General features: G+C 56.8%; 15 protein-coding genes. 6 read left to right on the top strand and 9 right to left on the bottom strand.

The features are described 5' to 3' along the window. Positions 1-67 precede the first annotated feature (67 nt). On the top strand, positions 68-487 hold the full coding sequence (locus tag DW349_RS13095) for a hypothetical protein (RefSeq protein WP_108124891.1): 420 nt from the start codon (positions 68-70) through the stop codon (positions 485-487). 75 nt (positions 488-562) lie between these two features. Continuing rightward, complete coding sequence (locus DW349_RS13090; protein WP_108124892.1) at positions 563-1,144, top strand: hypothetical protein; 582 nt, start codon at positions 563-565, stop codon at positions 1,142-1,144. Positions 1,145-1,318: 174 nt separating this feature from the next. On the opposite strand, the gene DW349_RS13085 is transcribed toward DW349_RS13090, so the two are convergent. From DW349_RS13085 to hisB, 7 genes are all read right to left on the bottom strand, one after another. Continuing rightward, complete coding sequence (locus DW349_RS13085; RefSeq protein ID WP_108124893.1) at positions 1,319-2,773, bottom strand: metallophosphoesterase family protein; 1,455 nt, start codon at positions 2,771-2,773, stop codon at positions 1,319-1,321. A 137-nt stretch (positions 2,774-2,910) separates the two neighbouring features. Further along, on the bottom strand, positions 2,911-3,603 hold the full coding sequence (locus tag DW349_RS13080) for a nucleotidyl transferase AbiEii/AbiGii toxin family protein (protein ID WP_198650446.1): 693 nt from the start codon (positions 3,601-3,603) through the stop codon (positions 2,911-2,913). Beyond that, entirely contained in the window at positions 3,596-3,820 is a 225-nt protein-coding gene (locus tag DW349_RS17465) for a hypothetical protein (RefSeq protein ID WP_198650447.1), read from the bottom strand. Before DW349_RS17465 ends, DW349_RS13080 begins: the two co-directional genes overlap by 8 nt. A 93-nt stretch (positions 3,821-3,913) precedes the next feature. Then, positions 3,914-4,672: an imidazole glycerol phosphate synthase subunit HisF gene (gene hisF, locus DW349_RS13075; RefSeq protein ID WP_108124894.1), complete on the bottom strand. Its 759-nt coding sequence runs from the start codon at positions 4,670-4,672 to the stop codon at positions 3,914-3,916. 3 nt (positions 4,673-4,675) lie between these two features. After that, positions 4,676-5,419: a 1-(5-phosphoribosyl)-5-[(5-phosphoribosylamino)methylideneamino]imidazole-4-carboxamide isomerase gene (gene hisA, locus DW349_RS13070; RefSeq protein WP_108124895.1), complete on the bottom strand. Its 744-nt coding sequence runs from the start codon at positions 5,417-5,419 to the stop codon at positions 4,676-4,678. Between the two features lie 28 nt (positions 5,420-5,447). Next, positions 5,448-6,065 (bottom strand): imidazole glycerol phosphate synthase subunit HisH, encoded by a 618-nt coding sequence (gene hisH, locus DW349_RS13065; RefSeq protein ID WP_108125308.1) that lies wholly within the window; start codon positions 6,063-6,065, stop codon positions 5,448-5,450. 94 nt (positions 6,066-6,159) lie between these two features. Next, a complete protein-coding gene (gene hisB, locus DW349_RS13060; protein ID WP_108124896.1) occupies positions 6,160-6,750 on the bottom strand; it encodes an imidazoleglycerol-phosphate dehydratase HisB in 591 nt (196 codons plus the stop codon). A gap of 111 nt (positions 6,751-6,861) precedes the next feature. On the opposite strand from hisB, the gene DW349_RS13055 reads away from it, so the two are divergent. Further along, a complete protein-coding gene (locus DW349_RS13055; protein WP_157954293.1) occupies positions 6,862-7,212 on the top strand; it encodes an acetyl-CoA sensor PanZ family protein in 351 nt (116 codons plus the stop codon). Between the two features lie 18 nt (positions 7,213-7,230). Here the strand turns inward: DW349_RS13055 and DW349_RS13050 are convergent, their stop codons facing one another. Next, a complete protein-coding gene (locus DW349_RS13050) occupies positions 7,231-10,344 on the bottom strand; it encodes a GGDEF domain-containing protein (RefSeq protein WP_108124898.1) in 3,114 nt (1,037 codons plus the stop codon). 264 nt (positions 10,345-10,608) lie between these two features. On the opposite strand from DW349_RS13050, the gene glnL reads away from it, so the two are divergent. The 3 genes from glnL to DW349_RS13035 all read left to right on the top strand — a co-directional run bounded on the left by glnL (position 10,609) and on the right by DW349_RS13035 (position 14,438). Next, positions 10,609-11,688, top strand: coding sequence for a nitrogen regulation protein NR(II) (gene glnL, locus DW349_RS13045; protein WP_108124899.1), 1,080 nt, complete (start codon positions 10,609-10,611; stop codon positions 11,686-11,688). Then, positions 11,675-13,102, top strand: coding sequence for a nitrogen regulation protein NR(I) (ntrC, locus tag DW349_RS13040; RefSeq protein WP_108124900.1), 1,428 nt, complete (start codon positions 11,675-11,677; stop codon positions 13,100-13,102). Before glnL ends, ntrC begins: the two co-directional genes overlap by 14 nt. A gap of 112 nt (positions 13,103-13,214) precedes the next feature. Beyond that, positions 13,215-14,438: an argininosuccinate synthase gene (locus tag DW349_RS13035; protein WP_108124901.1), complete on the top strand. Its 1,224-nt coding sequence runs from the start codon at positions 13,215-13,217 to the stop codon at positions 14,436-14,438. Positions 14,439-14,525: 87 nt separating this feature from the next. Here the strand turns inward: DW349_RS13035 and DW349_RS13030 are convergent, their stop codons facing one another. Beyond that, the gene (locus DW349_RS13030) at positions 14,526-16,271 is read right to left on the bottom strand and encodes a hypothetical protein (protein WP_157954294.1); all 1,746 of its coding nucleotides are present in this window, start codon (positions 16,269-16,271) and stop codon (positions 14,526-14,528) included. Between the last annotated feature and the right edge of the window lie 115 nt (positions 16,272-16,386).

Here is a 16,386-nt window from a genome sequence, read left to right as displayed (position 1 = left end):
AAGTGAGAACTTGCAGGAAGCCCAGGCTCATGCAGGAAAACTCACCTAACAGAGGAAGGTAACTGCCATGACATTCACCACCAGCAAAGACGATCAGGCATTCAAACAACGCATGGAAAACGGCGAATTCCCCGCTGCCGACTTCAACCACCGCGCCCACTTGCGCCTGGCCTACGTCTACTTGTGCGAAGCCGACACCGATGGCGCGACCGACAAAATGCGCCACACCCTAAACCAATTCCTGATCCGCAACGGCGTAGACCCCGCCAAATTCCACCAAACCCTCACCCAAGCCTGGATACTCGCCGTCCACCACTTCATGAACCAGGCCGGCACCGCGGGATCGGCCGACGACTTAATCGACCGCTACCCACAAATGCTCGACACCCACATCATGCTCACGCACTACTCTGCCGACCTGTTGTTTTCCGATGCAGCACGTCATGCCTTTGTAGAGCCGGATATTGATGCGATACCGAGGTATTAAGAGCGCCGGCTGACTGGGTGTTAGCGTTTAATAAAACGTTGTCCACCAAGAGCTAAGGTTTATAGGGAGAACTCCATGTTTGATCAGAGAATTACGCTATTTCTTGGTGCACTGCTGCCCGTTTTTGCGTGGGCAGATGATCTTCCCGGAAGCATTCAAAAGTGGTTGGATCAAGACGAATTTTTCTGGAGTCTCGACTTTAGTAATGGAACCCAGGCGAAGCAGGATTTAATCAGTTATTACCGCTCGGTGTTTCAAGATGACTTACTCGCTCAAGAAATTGAGTGGGTACAGGGAGGTAATTTCGAGAGTGAGTATTACAGCTCTTATTTTAGCGATCTGAACGACCAAGTATTGCTCAGTACCCAAATGCTGACTGAAGTTCAGTATGAAGTTCGGTTATTACAAACATCCTGCTATGTCATGACTTATAACGCGCCCCGTATGGAAACAGTGGTCGCTGATTACAAAATCATTAACTTGAGCCAAGCTGAAGTCGACCAGTGGGTCGAAGATCAGGGTTTCCCACCATCGGGGAAAATCTGTATGGAGATCATCAATGCGGTAAGTCTTGGTCTGGATTCAAATTCGAACCTTATTATCAGTGTTCAAAAGCAACGGATGGAATCTACTGCTGAGTTGATTTCTGAGCTGTGACAAAAGGACACTGCGAGCTCAAAAAGTGGGCAGCCTTTTTAAGAAAGCATGGCTAAAATTAACGATAGTTGCTCGGTGATAAATTTATATATTTTCTCTACGACGGGGCGTTGGCATCGCAGCTAAAATTTAATTCAGGAACGATGCCGGTCTGAGTATGTTTCCTTTTATTTACTACAACCAAAACTCAACCGCCCCCAAATCCCTAACCGGCAAATTCTCCCCATCCCGTTCCCGAACCCGCCACGCATTCACCACCAATTTAATCTCGCCATTGGCTTCTTTATTAAAACTGGCCGTCATGAAGTGTTCGGTGGTTCGGTTTTTCCAGTAAGCGGAATGTTCCCACCAGGGTTTGGTGCTGACGGCCCAGCCTTTTTTGTGGGTGACGTTGGTGGGTTGCCAGTTCAGTGGAATGGAAGGGTGTGGAAACTGGCCGGGTTCGGTGTCGGGTACTTCGTTGGCGAGGCTGGTGAGTGAGGTCAGGTTCGACAGTGGTGATGCAATCAGTTCGATCAGTTTGCCTTTTTTCGGTCCCAGGGTTGTGGTTGCGATGCGGCCGAAATGCGCATCGCCACACAGCAATACGATGTTCTGGCCGGTGCTGCCTAAGGCGCCCAACAGGGCAGCGTATTGCTTGGGGTAGCTTAGCAAGTTGCGAGTGCTGCTGGGTTTTACGATGAGCGGTTGCGACATTACCAGTACGCCGGGGCCGGTGAGGTTGCGTGCCCATTGGTCGAGTTTTTTAAAGGACGCTTCCGATAGGAAACCGTCTTTATTGCGTTCGGTGCGTACATCAGCCAAACAGAATGACAATTCGCCGACGTTGAAGGTTTCGATGCGTCGGCTTTGTTGGACGTTTTGCACGCCGTCGATGGCGGCTTTTTGCCAGGCGTTGCGAACGCTGCCGAGGCGGATGGCGAGCAGGTAGGGGTTGAAGGTGTCGTAGAACGGATAGTCGTTCCAGTATTCGTGGTCGTCTGCCAGCATCCAGGTGCCACCGTGGGTGAAGAAGTCGCTGAGCAGTGTCCAGTGTCGGTGGTAGTCGCCGGCGATGCGGTTGCGGATTTCGCTGGTGATGAGCGAGAGCGAATCGAAACCGACATCCAGATACACCTGATCGCCAGTGTGGAAACTGATGTCGGGCCGAATGTTTGATGGTCCGCGTGTGTAGAGTGCCCGGTATGAACCGGCGGCCTGGCCGCCATCACGTTCGTCGTAGAAACAACTGCCAAAAGCGACGGTGAACGGGTGGTTGCTGTCGGTCGGCAAAGCGTCGGGCAGCGTTTTGAATTCACCCGATTTCAGTAATTGTTTTTCAATGTGCTCGCGGTAAATGGCCGGCGGTTGCCGATAGAACTGAACCTTGTATTGCACGCCGGGTTCGAGGCCGTCGAATTCGATAACACGATAGAAGCGTTTTTGGATGTATCGGAACGGACGTTGCCAATCTCTCCGTGTGATGTCTTTGCTGAGGTGTTGGCCGTTGGTGCCGGTCAGTTCTACGTGAGCTAACTCGGGTTTTTGCATGTCCGGGTCCAAAGTGCCGACCCAGATTTGCGCGGTGGTTTGCGAGACGCGCAAGATCACCAGTGACCAATCGCGATTGCGGGTTTGTTCTAATGCCATGGCGTATTCCCTTGGTGAGTTTTTGTTTTTTGACGCAGCGATCCTTCACGGTGTCGATGAAATAACGGTACCGATTCTAAATGACAGTTTCAGAGTGTGTATTGGCTGCATTGGGCGGGGTTGGTTTAGTCGTCGTGTTAATTCAGGTCGGACTGCAATAACGTTAAGCCTTCCAGTACTTTTTCGGGCGTTTTAATTTCCAGCGCAGCAAAACATTTCTCGCGGTATTTTTCTGAGCCTGAAAACTTCTCAAGGGCGCGCTTTAGTGGCGCTACGACTGGGTAGGCCTGCTCGGCTTTTTGAATGGCCTCTTGGTAGTTTGCCTGGTGCAGGCGCAGCATGCCGAGGTCGATCAGGTCTCTGGATTCGATGCTTTCATCTGCCCAGCGGTCGGCATTGGCGAGCAGTTTTTCGGCGAAACGGTCGGTGCTATTCAGGCAGGGAATGCGGGTCCAACTCAGGTGGTCTGGCGTTCCTAATGTGATGCGCGCTTCAGCGACGATTTCGAATTTTATGACGGTGCCCTGCGTCTTTACCGGAAAGCGGATGCCGTATTGGTTGGCGGTGATGTCGCGGGGCAGTTCGATGTCGGCAGTATTTTTAAATAAGAATCCTGCTTTACCGCTGTTGTCGAAAACGGCCTGTCGCAACTGGCTGTAACCCGGCCCGAGCGGGCAAATAAAGTCGATGTCTTTGCTCCAGCGGTATTCGTTGTACAGCAGTGCGATCAGTGTGCCGCCGCCAAAACAGGCGCCCGCGTTAATAAAAGGTTGCGGGTTTAAGGCATTGAGAATGTGGTGAATGCGTTGGTGATGTTGATGGTTAAACATCGGCCTGAATCCAGGAGCCTTTGGCGATGGCGAGTTGGCGTACAAAGGTTCGTTCGGGTTCGGTCAGGTCGGTCAGTACGCCACGGTATTCCCAGCCGCGTTCGTAGCGGTTGAGCATTTCATCCAGGGTTAGCCTGCGTACATCGCTCAAGTCCCAGCATACGGCTTCCAGGAAGGGCAGTGTGGCGGGTGGTATTGGGTCGGCGGCGGTTTGCATTTTGGCTAACCTTGGGTGTCGGTTGTCGCTGAGGCCTTATGCATAAGGGCTGTTGCGGGAATTGTCAATTTACCCGCTGACTGAGCTGTGCAGCTACACCCGCATCTCAATCCCATTTTCCTGCATGACCGCTTTGGCTTCGCCGATGCTGTATTCGCCAAAGTGGAAAATACTCGCCGCCAGTACCGCGTCGGCGTGGCCTTCCAAAACGCCGTCGGCCAAATGTTGCAGGTTGCCGACACCGCCGCTGGCGATGACGGGTACGCGCACGGCATCGGCGACGGCGCGGGTGAGTTCAATATCGAAGCCTGTTTTTACGCCGTCGCGGTCCATTGAGGTGAGCAGGATTTCGCCGGCGCCGTAGTCGTCCATTTTCTTCGCCCATTCAACGGCGTCGATGCCGGTGGCGTTGCGGCCGCCGTGGGTGAAGATTTCCCAGTGGTCGCCGACGCGTTTGGCGTCAATCGCGACGACGATGCATTGCGCGCCGAATTTCAGCGAGGCTTCGCGCACGAAGTCGGGGTTTTTGATGGCGGCGCTGTTGATCGAGACTTTATCGGCGCCGGCGTTGAGCATGGTGCGAATGTCTTCCAGTGTGCGAATGCCGCCGCCGACGGTGAGCGGAATAAACACCTGGCCGGCGATGGCGCTGACGGTATCGACCATGGTGTCGCGGCCTTCGTGGGTGGCGGTGATGTCGAGCATGGTGATTTCGTCGGCACCCTGGTCGTTGTAGCGCTTGGCGACTTCCACCGGGTCGCCGGCGTCGCGGATGTTGACGAAATTAACGCCTTTGACGACGCGGCCGGCGTCGACATCCAGGCAGGGAATAATCCGCTTCGCTAGTCCCATGGTTCAGTTCACCTTGGTGTTTTCATCGCAATAAATTTGAGCTTCGCGCACGTCGAGTTTGCCTTCGTAAATGGCGCGGCCGGTGATGGCGCCGAGCAGGCCTTTATCGGCCACGGTGCACAGCCGTTCGATGTCGCTCATGTCGGTAACGCCGCCGCTGGCGATGACCGGAATGCCGCCGGCCTGAGCGACTTCGACCGTCGCTTCGAGGTTGACGCCCTGCATCATGCCGTCGCGTGCGATGTCGGTGTAGACGATGGCGGAAACGCCGGCGTCGGCAAATTCACGCGCTAAATCGGTGGCTTTCACCGTGCTCACATCGGCCCAGCCTTCGGTGGCGACGAGGCCGTCTTTGGCGTCGATGCCAACGATGATTTTGCCGGGAAAGGCGTTGCAGGCTTCGCGTACAAAGCCGGGGTTTTTCACTGCGGCGGTGCCGATGATGCACCAGCTCACGCCGGCTTCTACGTAGGCTTCAATGCTGTCGATGGTGCGAATACCGCCGCCAATCTGAATTGGCAATTGCGGATAGCGGCGGGAAATGGCGGCGACGACTTCGGCGTGAATCGGTTTGCCTTCGAAGGCGCCATTGAGATCGACCAGATGCAACCGGCGGCAGCCGGCTTCTACCCAACGCGACGCCATTTCCACCGGGTCGGCACCGAAGACGGTGGCGTCTTCCATGCGACCTTGTTGCAGGCGGACGCATTGGCCGTCTTTCAGATCAATGGCGGGAATGATGAGCATCGGGCGTTCCTCTATTGAATGAGTGCGCTTAGGGTTTGCCGTTCCAGCGCACGAAATTGTCGAGCAGTTTGATGCCCGCCGGAAAACTTTTTTCCGGGTGAAATTGCGTTGCAAAAATATTGTCGCGATAAATCATGGCGGCGAAGGTTGTGCCGTAATTACAGGTCGCGGCGGTGTATTCCGGGTGCGCGTCGGCGGCGTAGGAATGCACGAAATAAAACCGGTCGCCGCTTTGAATGCCGGCCAGCAACGGGTGGTCGATTTTCAGTTCGACGTTGTTCCAACCCATGTGTGGCACTTTCATCGGCAGGCCGTGTTCGTCGGTCTGGCCGTCTTTGAAGCGGCGTACTTCGCCGTCGAAATAATTCAGGCAATCGATGCCGTCGTTTTCCAGACTGTGCGCCATTAACGCTTGCATGCCGACGCACACGCCGAGCAGCGGTTTGCCGGCATCGACGGCTTCGCGCACCAGTTGGTCCACGCCCTGACGGCGGATTTCGCCCATGCAATCGCGAATGGCGCCAACGCCGGGCAGCAGGATGCGGTCGGCGGCGCGGATGCGTTCGGGGTTGTCGGTCACTTCGATATGAACGGAATCGGGTGCGACGTGTTCCAGCGCTTTGGCCACCGAATGCAGGTTGCCCATGCCATAGTCGATCACAGTCAGCAAAGTGGCGCTCACGATAGCCTCGTTCAGTCAGTGTGCAGTGGAGCAGGAAATGGGCGTGCCCGAACTGGAATTACAGCACGCCCTTGGTGGAAGGCGTGACGCCTGCCATGCGTTCGTCGGCGGTCAGTGCCATGCGCAATGCGCGGCCAAACGCCTTGAAGACGGTCTCGACCTGATGGTGCGAGTTCTGGCCTTTGAGGTTGTCGATGTGCAGCGACACCTGAGCGTGGTTGACGAAGCCCTGGAAGAATTCGCGGAACAGATCGACATCGAAACCGCCGACGCTGGCGCGGGTAAAGGGCACGTCGTAAAACAGGCCGGGGCGACCGGAGAAGTCGATCACCACGCGTGACAGGGCTTCATCCAACGGTACATAAGCGTGGCCGTAACGGGTGATGCCTTTTTTGTCGCCTACGGCTTTAGCCATGGCCTGGCCGAGGGTGATGCCAATGTCTTCAGCGGAATGGTGATCGTCGATGTGGTTGTCGCCCTGGCAGAGAATGTCCAGATCGATCAGGCCGTGACGGGCAATCTGATCCATCATGTGGTCGAGGAACGGCATGCCGGTATCGAAGTTGGCCTGGCCGGTGCCATCCAGATTCAGGCTGACACGGATGCGCGTCTCGCTGGTGTTGCGTTCGATCGTCGCCTGGCGACTCATAAGACACTCTCGAATTTCGGTTAGGGCCCAGGGGTGCCGGGCTGTAACGCCCGGTTTGCGAGCGCTGAGTATATCGGTATGCTGCGCGCCAAACCACCCATGGAGGCCGTTATGCCGGTCACGTTGCAGGCGTTAAACGCACCCGATGAACGCGATTTGGCTGAGCTGGAACGGCTGGCGGCCGAACAGCTCGATTGCCCGTCGTACTGCCGCGCCTGGCAACAATGGCTGGCCGATCCGACGACGGTGACGCTGTACGTGGCGCGTTTTAACGAACGCATTGTGGGCGCGGTGTTGCTGGCGGGCGGCGAGATCGTCGGTTTTGCGGTGCGGGCGGCGACGCGGCGGCGTGGTGTTGGTCAGCGCATGCTGGACCTGGTGTTGGCGCAAACCAGCGCGCCGGTGTCGCTGGCGATGAATGCGCCGACGCGGGTCTTTATCGAACGCTATCGCGCCGGTTGAGGTGCTCTAAGCCAGTCTTCATTCCGGGTCGGTGTCCGGTTCGCTGAACGGCACCACCACGGCTTGGTTTTTGCCCTGGCTTTTGGCGACGTACATGGCCTGGTCGGCCTGATTCAACAGCGTATCGACCGACGACGGCACCGTGTCTTTGTTCAATTCAATAATGCCCACCGAACATCCCAGCCGACGCTCGCTCGGCAATTTCAAACTCTGGCCGGTAAAACGCTTGAGCGTTTGCTGCACCGTTTTGGTGGTACTGAATTGCACCAGCAAGCGGCTGCAAAACCGTTCAACCTGTTCGCTGGCCTGGCCGGGAAACAGGATGACGAATTCGTCGCCACCCAGGCGCGCTACTAAATCTTCAGCGCGGCTGTGGTCGTCGAGCAGTTTGGCAAAACCTTGCAACACCTGATCGCCGAGGTTGTGGCCGTAGTGGTCGTTCAGGTATTTGAAGTTGTCTAAATCCAGAAAGGCTAAACAGAAACGGTAATTCGAATGCCGACGGGTGCGCGCCAGTTCTTCTTCCAGACGCGGGTACAGCGCTTGCCGGTTGATCAGGCCGGTCAGCATGTCGGTGGACGACAAATATTGCAGTTCTTTTTCGTGCATTAACCGTTGAATGGCGGCGGCCAGTTGCGCCGCCAACATCGAGCTGGTGCGCAGCACCGATTCTTCAAACCCCTGCGGCTGACGCGTCATCAACATCAGATCGCCAAAATCGTGTTTCGGCAGGCTGATGGAGTTGATGTAGAGCGCGCCGGATTCAAACCCGTCGAGGTTCAGATCGCGCAGATTCAGCAACACCCGGCCGCGCGTGAGTTTGTGCAGCGCCAGGGTGTGGTGCAGGCGTTCGGCGTCTACATCGTCCAGGCCGTGGCTGTAGAAGATGGACGACATATAGGCCTGCGGCCGCAATTCGATGGCAACATAATCGCAATCCAGATGCGCGCTCAACTGACGCACCAAGGTCTGTACCAGCCGTTTGGCGTCGGTGGCGGCGTTGGCCTGAGCGCTCAGATGCGAGAGCAAACGGGTGTCGCGCACCCGCTGTTGCAGCTTTTCGACTTCGCCTTCCAGTTCCGCCGAACGCAGCAACGACACGACATCGACCGGCCGGCTCGACAACGTTTTGGTCGCAATGCCGCCCAGGCTGAGCCAGGGTTGGTTCGCTTCACCCAGGCCGCGTGCGTGCTCAATGATGCGCTTCAGATAGGCCGGAATTTCGACGTGGTTTTTGACTTGGGCATCGAGCCGGTCGTTCAGTTGCGTCACCGCTGCCGTGTTGTTTTCGGCCCGCGCAAAGTAGAGCGACAGACACGAATGCAGCAGTTCGCCCTTGGCGCTGAGGTTGTGATGGCGGTGGTCGATTTCATGCAAAGTACGCTGCGCCAGCACGCTGTTGCCCTGATGAAAACGGCACAAAGCCTGATGCAGCAATAAGTCGTCGAGCGTGTGATAGGGCAGGCTGCGGAAGCCGCGACTGCGGCACAGGCGAATGGCGGTGCCGAGCAGGCGGTCGCACTCGGGCAGATTGCCGCCGACGAAATACGTCCAGGCCAGGTTGTTCAGCGTGATGGCGACCTGATGGTAGTTGGTCGATTGTTGCAGCCGTTGCAGCGCCGCCTGAAAGGTATCGCGCGCGGCGGTGAGGTTCTGGCGGTTCAGATGCAACCAGCCCAGATCGCTGAGAATGGGCACGTCGTGGCCGGGCGAATTCAGCGGTTCGCTCAAATGCAACGCCAGATACAGGCAGCGCAGCGCGCGTTCGTGGCGGCCGTTGCGCGTTTGCAGTTGCGCGATCGACTGCAACACCTTGATCACCGCGACTTTGTTGCCCAGCCGACGCGCCCATTTCAGGCTGCCGATCAGCGCTTTGCGCAAATAGTCCTGCTCGCGCGGGTTCAGGCTGGCAGCCCAACTGACCTGCGCCAGCCGGAAGGCGTAGAGGAAGTCGTCGTTGCGCTCCATCGGCAACAGTGCTTCCAACCGATGCTGGCTGGCTTCGGGCAGTCGCCGGTGTTCCTGGCCGTGCAGCAGTGCCTGCAACAACAGCCATTGGCGTTCGCGCATCAGCCAGTCGGCGTTCTGGCGGTCGATGCTTTGCAGTGCCGATTGGGCGTGTTTGATCATCTGCCAGGCATCGCCGAGGCGGTATTTGTGCAGGCCACACCAGGCCAGACGCAAATAGGCGTCGAATTGCCACAGGGCATCGCCTTCCTGGCGCGCCAGTTCCAGCAACTCGTTCAGCGCGGTGATGGCGCCGTTGTAGCGGTCGCTGTAGAACAGCGCTTCGGCTTCGAGCAACAACAAGTCATAGCGATGATCGGTGACCAGAACGATCTGGCGTTCGTCCAGCATCTGGTTGATCTGGTCGCACAGCGTCAGGGTTTCTTCGTGACACAGCAGGGCGTGGTTTTGCAGCGCCTGTTGAATCAGCGTTGGGATGCTTTCGCTTTTCACCGGGTCGAGCAGCGGCCAGGCCGGAATGGCCGCGTTGGTGGGCGGCAAGTCGATCAGCCAGCCGGCTTCGCTGAGCGAATGCCCCGGCGGCGCTTCCTGGGCGTTGGTGTCGGCAAGCGGTAACTGGTCGGCGTCGTTGGCGACCAGAATCATCAGGTTGGCGGCCAGGGTTGGGCGTTGTCGGCCCAGCCAGCGCTGCAACGCCGGGCTGGCCCAATGGCCGTTGGTGAGCGCCACCAGCACGGGCCGGTCTGCGCTCAACGCGGCTAACAACCTGGCTAAATCGTCGCCCAGGCTCAACGATTGCTGAATGACGTGATCTTTGAGCAGCAACGGTGGGCGGCGCAGATAGTGGTCGATCAGTAATTGCCGCCAAATGGCGCGATTGGGCGGATAAATGCCGAGTTCATCAAACCAGAGATCCAGGTTCGACGGGCCGCGTTCGCTGTACAGCCGGGCCACCACGTCGAGCAGTGGGTAATAGCCGTAAAAGGCGGCGTCGGGGCCGAGTTGGTAATGGAAGCGGCGCGGTGTCGGGTTGGGATGAAAATGATCCACCAAGGCACCCAGGCTGGCACCATTGGCGTCTGCAAATAGCAGGATTTGACCTTGCCCCCGGGCGCTGAGCTGCCAGGCGTTATCCAGCAGCCTGAGCGGGTACGTCTGGTCCATCTGGCATACCGTCCGCTGAGTGATGTTCGAGTATAAACCAAAGCCTGGGGGCTCCCCAGGAGCGCGAACATCGAGCAGTTCTCAGTTGAAACCACTCGAAGTGCACCATTTTGATTCGTGTTTTTGCCGATAAGTGCACTATTGGTGCGCTATAATTCGTCGAAGCCCCGAAATCGTGCATCAAAGCCCTGCATTCTATGGCCTGCTTCTTGCGTAGTGCTGGCTGCGGCTCGCGAGCGCACTTGGATCCACAGGAATTGTTTTGTGCCAGACACCGATTTTTTTCGCCAGTTGGTGGACCACCAGTTTACCGCTGTCATCCAACTGGACGACAAACTGATTGTCGAACACGTAAACCCGTCTGCGGAGCTGCTGCTGATCCGGTCGGGCAAGCAAGTGCTCGGCCAACCGTTTTACTCCTTGTTTGTGAACCCGACAGAAATACGCGAAGTGTTGCTGTCGGCGATGGATGAAGGCACCACATTGTCGGTGCGCTCGGCCCAGTGGCAACTGGTGCACCGTGAGGCGATGACGCTCGATTTTATGGTCACGCCCTATATGGAAGACGAGCAGTTGCATCTGATCGTTGAAATGCTGCCGGCTGATCGCGCCTTGCGCATCAGTCGCGATGAGGGATTGATCGAACAGACCGAAACCACGCGCCATCTGGTGCGTGGTGTGGCGCATGAAATCAAAAATCCCTTGGGCGGCATTCGCGGCGCGGCCCAGTTGTTGGCCAGCGAACTGCCCGACGCTTCTTTGCAGGAATACACCCAGGTGATCATCGAAGAGGCTGATCGCCTGCGCAATCTGGTGGACCGGATGTTGGGCAGCCATCACGCGCCGAAGAAAGCGCCGGTCAACATTCACCAGATTGCCGAACGCGTCTATTCGCTGCTGAACGTCGAAAGCGGCGACCGGATCGAACTGGTGCGCGACTACGACCCCAGCATTCCAGATATGGAAGCGGACGAGGCGCAACTGATTCAGGCGGTACTGAACATTGCCCGCAACGCAGCCCAGGCGTTGCTGGAGAACGGCATCAGTGCACCGCGCATCACGCTGCGCACTCGCACAGTGCGTCAGTTCACCATCCGGCAGCATCGCTATCGGTTGGTGGTTCGGTTGGATGTGCTCGACAACGGCCCTGGCATTCCGCCGGAAATGTTGGAGAAGATTTTTTACCCGATGATTTCTGGGCGGCCATCGGGAACTGGTCTGGGTCTGTCCATTGCCCAGCAGATTGTTAACTACCACGCAGGCGTGATCGAGTGCGATTCGGTGCCCGGCTCGACACGGTTCAGCGTTTATCTACCTTTGGAGGGGCTCAATGAGCAGTCTTAATCGCGTCTGGATCGTCGACGATGATCGGTCGATCCGCTGGGTACTGGAGCGAGCCTTCGAGAAACAGGGTATCGACAGCCGCAGTTTTGAAACCGGCGAAGCCCTGCTGCGCAAGATCGATCAAGACCCGCCCGATGCCATCATTAGCGATGTACGCATGGAAGGCATCGACGGCCTGGAATTGCTCAGCCGCATTCACGACCACCACCCCCAGGTGCCGGTCATCATCATGACCGCCCATTCCGATCTGGACAGCGCCGTGGCGTCGTTCCAGGGCGGTGCCTTTGAATATTTGCCCAAGCCGTTCGACGTTGAAGAAGCCGTCTCACTGGTCGAACGCGCCATCGAACACACGCGCCAGAAACAGGCCTCAGCCGACCCGGCACCGGCGCTCGGCAACACCGAAATCATCGGTGAAGCGCCGGCCATGCAGGAAGTGTTTCGCGCCATCGGTCGGTTGTCGCAATCGAACATCACGGTATTGATCAATGGCGAATCCGGTACTGGTAAAGAACTGGTGGCGCACGCGCTGCACCGCCACAGCCCGCGTCGTGACAACCCGTTTATTGCGTTGAACATGGCCGCCATTCCGCGCGATTTAATGGAATCGGAACTGTTCGGCCATGAAAAAGGCGCCTTCACCGGCGCGCAGGGCCAGCGTCGCGGCCGCTTTGAACAGGCCGACGGCGGCACGCTGTTCCTCGATGAAATTGGCGATATGCCGGCGGAAACCCAAACGCGTTTGTTGCGCGTACTGGCCGATGGCGAATTCTATCGGGTTGGCGGTCACACCGCCGTGAAAGTGGACGTGCGCATCATCGCCGCCACACACCAGAACCTAGAACTGCTGGTGAAGGAAGGCCGCTTCCGCGAAGACTTGTTTCACCGCTTGAATGTCATCCGCATTCATTTGCCGCGCCTGGCCGACCGCCGCGAAGACATTCCGCGCCTGCTCGAATTCTTCCTGCACAAAGCCGCCGAAGAATTGGGCGTGGAGCCGAAATCGCTGCGCCCGGAAACCGAAACTTATTTGAGCCGACTCGACTGGCCCGGCAACGTCCGTCAGTTGGAAAACACCTGCCGCTGGATCACCGTCATGGCATCCGGCCGTGAAGTGCTGGTGTCGGATTTACCGCCGGAACTGCTCGACGAAACCCAGGCACCGGTGGCCAGCGAAAACTGGGAACAGGCATTGCGCAACTGGGCCGACCGGGAACTGGCACGCGGCGAACGCCGTTTGCTCGACAACGCCGTGCCCAGCTTCGAACGCATCATGATCGAGACCGCGCTCAAGCATACCGCCGGTCGCCGTCGTGACGCCGCCGAACTGCTCGGCTGGGGCCGCAATACACTGACCCGCAAGATCAAAGAATTGGACATGGAGATGGAGTCGCCGGTCGAAGAAGACGACTGAGCCGGACCATCACACCCACACCACACTCTTGCGGTGAATGCACTGGAGAGAAGCGGGTCTAAACCGTAAAATGGCCGCCCGTTTCTTTCGCCTCTAAGCCCTGGGAGCAATCATGTCCGATATCAAGAAGGTCGTTCTGGCCTACTCCGGTGGCCTCGACACCTCTGTCATCGCCAAATGGATTCAGGAAACCTACCACTGCGAGGTCGTCACCTTCACGGCCGATATCGGCCAGGGTGAAGAAGTCGAACCGGCGCGAGCCAAAGCGCAAGCGTTGGGCATCAAAGAAATCTACATCGACGATCTGCGTGAAGAATTCGTGCGCGATTTCGTCTTCCCCATGTTCCGCGCCAACACCATCTACGAAGGCGAATACCTGCTGGGCACCTCCATTGCCCGCCCGTTGATCGCCAAACGCCTGATCGAAATCGCCAACGAAACCGGCGCCGATGCCATCGCCCACGGCGCCACCGGCAAAGGCAACGACCAGGTGCGTTTCGAACTGGGTGCCTACGCATTGAAACCGGGCGTGAAAGTCATCGCTCCGTGGCGCGAATGGAACCTGACCTCGCGCGAAAAACTGATGGCCTATTGCGAAGAACATTCGATCCCGGTCGACTTCAACAAGAAAGGCAAAAAATCCCCGTATTCGATGGACGCCAACCTGCTGCACATCTCCTACGAAGGCGGCATTTTGGAAGACCCCTGGGCCGAAGCCGAAGAAGACATGTGGCGTTGGTCCGTCAGCCCGGAAGCCGCGCCCGATGCGCCGACCTATCTGGAACTGACCTATAAAAAAGGCGACATCGTTGCCATCGACGGCAACGCCATGAGCCCGGCCGAAGTGCTGGCGTACCTGAACAAGGTGGGTGGTGACAACGGCGTTGGCCGCCTCGACATCGTGGAAAACCGCTACGTCGGCATGAAGTCACGCGGCTGTTACGAAACGCCGGGGGGCACCATCATGCTCAAGGCCCACCGGGCGATTGAATCGATCACGCTCGACCGCGAAGTCGCGCACCTGAAAGACGAACTGATGCCCAAGTACGCCGAAGTGATTTACAACGGCTACTGGTGGAGCCCGGAGCGTCGCATGTTGCAGGAAATGATCGACGCCTCTCAGGAAAACGTGAACGGCAAGGTGCGCGTCAAACTGTACAAAGGCAACGTCAGCATTGCTGGCCGACAGTCCGACGACAGCCTGTTCGATGCCAGCATCGCCACCTTCGAAGACGACGCCGGTGCCTACAATCAAAAAGACGCCGAAGGCTTCATCAAACTGAACGCCTTGCGCATGCGCATCGCCGCCAGCAAGGGTCGCAGCCCGTTGAAATAATTGGTGGGTAAGCAAGAGAAAGGGCCGCAGTTGCGGCCCTTTTTTTGTTGGAAAATTCAGATCCGATTGAGTGACACCTTGTTCCCGTCAGTGGAATTGAAGAGATTGCAGACTACGGACTCCATCAGATATCTGTACCCAAATTGCTAACGCGTGACCGTTGTCATCCATGGCAATGGTGGGAGAACTTACCGAGTTATTCTCTATCAAGGTTGAATGACACCAGCAGCCACCCCTTGGTGAATAGACGCTGGTCCAAATACCGGTATTGGACTGCCAAATAGCGATGGCGTCGCCATTGCTTTGCACCGCTAGTTGTGGGGATGAAGCATAAGTTGATGAGTCGTCCAATTCTAATTTAATAGGCTCCGCCCATTCTTGAGTGTCCGGTGAGTATTGACTTAGCCAAATATCGGTACGGCTGCCGTCGAATTGTTGCCAAACCGCGTACGCTTGTCCGCTGTCATCCAGGCCAACCTGAGGGCGCTCCGCGTGGCCACGGTTATCGGTTTCCAAACGTTGTGGTTCGCTCCATGCGCCGTCGGCAAAAAGGCTGGCTTTAATATTGATGGTAACGCGGCCGGTATCAGGGTCGGCCTCTGGCATTTCCCATACTGCAACGGCCTGACCATGGGTATTGATGGCTACTTGGGGGTGCCCGATAGTATGTGCATACCCACTATATTCAACGTTGGTATACACACCCTCATCCAGAACGATTTCAGTTTGCCATTCTTTGGAGTTTGCAGAGAATTGATTAGCATGAATCTGGATCCGGTCAGCAACATCAGCATTCTGCCATACGGCAAGTACGTTGCCGGTTGAATCCATCGCTAATTTCATATTTCTCAGACGACTATTAATTTCTACAGAGTCGCTTTCTGCCCACCCTGAGTTATTGCACCCCTCTTCGCCAACGACACACTCACCAGCCATTTTAGATAAATACTCCCGGCTAACCAAAGCATCCCGGCTAACCAAAGAAGCTTGTCGCCATGCCGCCATAGCCTGGCCTGCTGCATTCATCGCAAGCGCTAAATCATAAGCGTTATATTGTAGATCACTGATGGGGGCGTCAGGGTGCCACTGGCGATCCGAACCGGAAAAATGGGCAGCATCGACGCGAATAGCAGCGCTGCCATCGGATTGTTCTTGTCGCCAGACGGCCAGGCCGTTGCCGTAGCCATCTATGCCAATGGCCGGGAAATTGGCATGACCCACTGCATCTCCTGTCGGGCCGTTCTGGCTGAGGCGGCGGACCGTTTCCCAACCCGACTTGAGTTGGAATTGGTTAACCCAGATGGAGTCGTGGTTGTCGATTGTTCCCTGGTCGTTCTTAACTTGCCAGGCTGCAATGGCATGGCCTTTATTGTTCATGGTGAGTTGGGGTTCGGCAATGTCACTCAGAGGAAATTCCACATTACTCACAGTCTCTATTTCTGGCCGCCAACTACTGCAGTGCACTTCAATGTTGTCGATCTGGGTGCTAGAGATGGTGCCGCTGCCATTGATCACCTGGCACAGCTGGTCGTCCGGTTGTTGGGCAATGGCGATGTTGTAAACATCGCCGTCTTCCAGCGGTGTCTGGAAAACGAATTGCACACCGGCCACGGGCAATGTTTCGGTACCGTTGTTGCTCAATTTCAGTGATTCGTTCACCAACCCGGTGATGGTTCCACTTAGGGTGAACGTTTCTGGGTCGGGATCGGGAACTGGGTTGGAATCAGGTCTAGGTTTGTTGTCCGATCCAGGCGGGGTACCCCCCGAGCATCCGGCCAGAACCGATGCCACGAGCAGGTGAATGAGCCAGTTTGGATAGTGTTGGTGTTCCATCTTTCGTACCTCAGAAATCGCGAGATAAGTCTCCAACTGAGGCATTCAAAACGCCTCAGTTAACCCGTGGACCAAGGTACGATGAGGCTGTGGAATTTTTCGTTTGAGCGAACGT

It is taken from the genome of Saccharospirillum mangrovi, from assembly GCF_003367315.1.
GTDB lineage: Bacteria > Pseudomonadota > Gammaproteobacteria > Pseudomonadales > Natronospirillaceae > Saccharospirillum > Saccharospirillum mangrovi.
The sequence above is the reverse complement of the archived record's forward strand: the minus strand, read 5'-3'. Positions and strand labels throughout refer to the sequence as shown.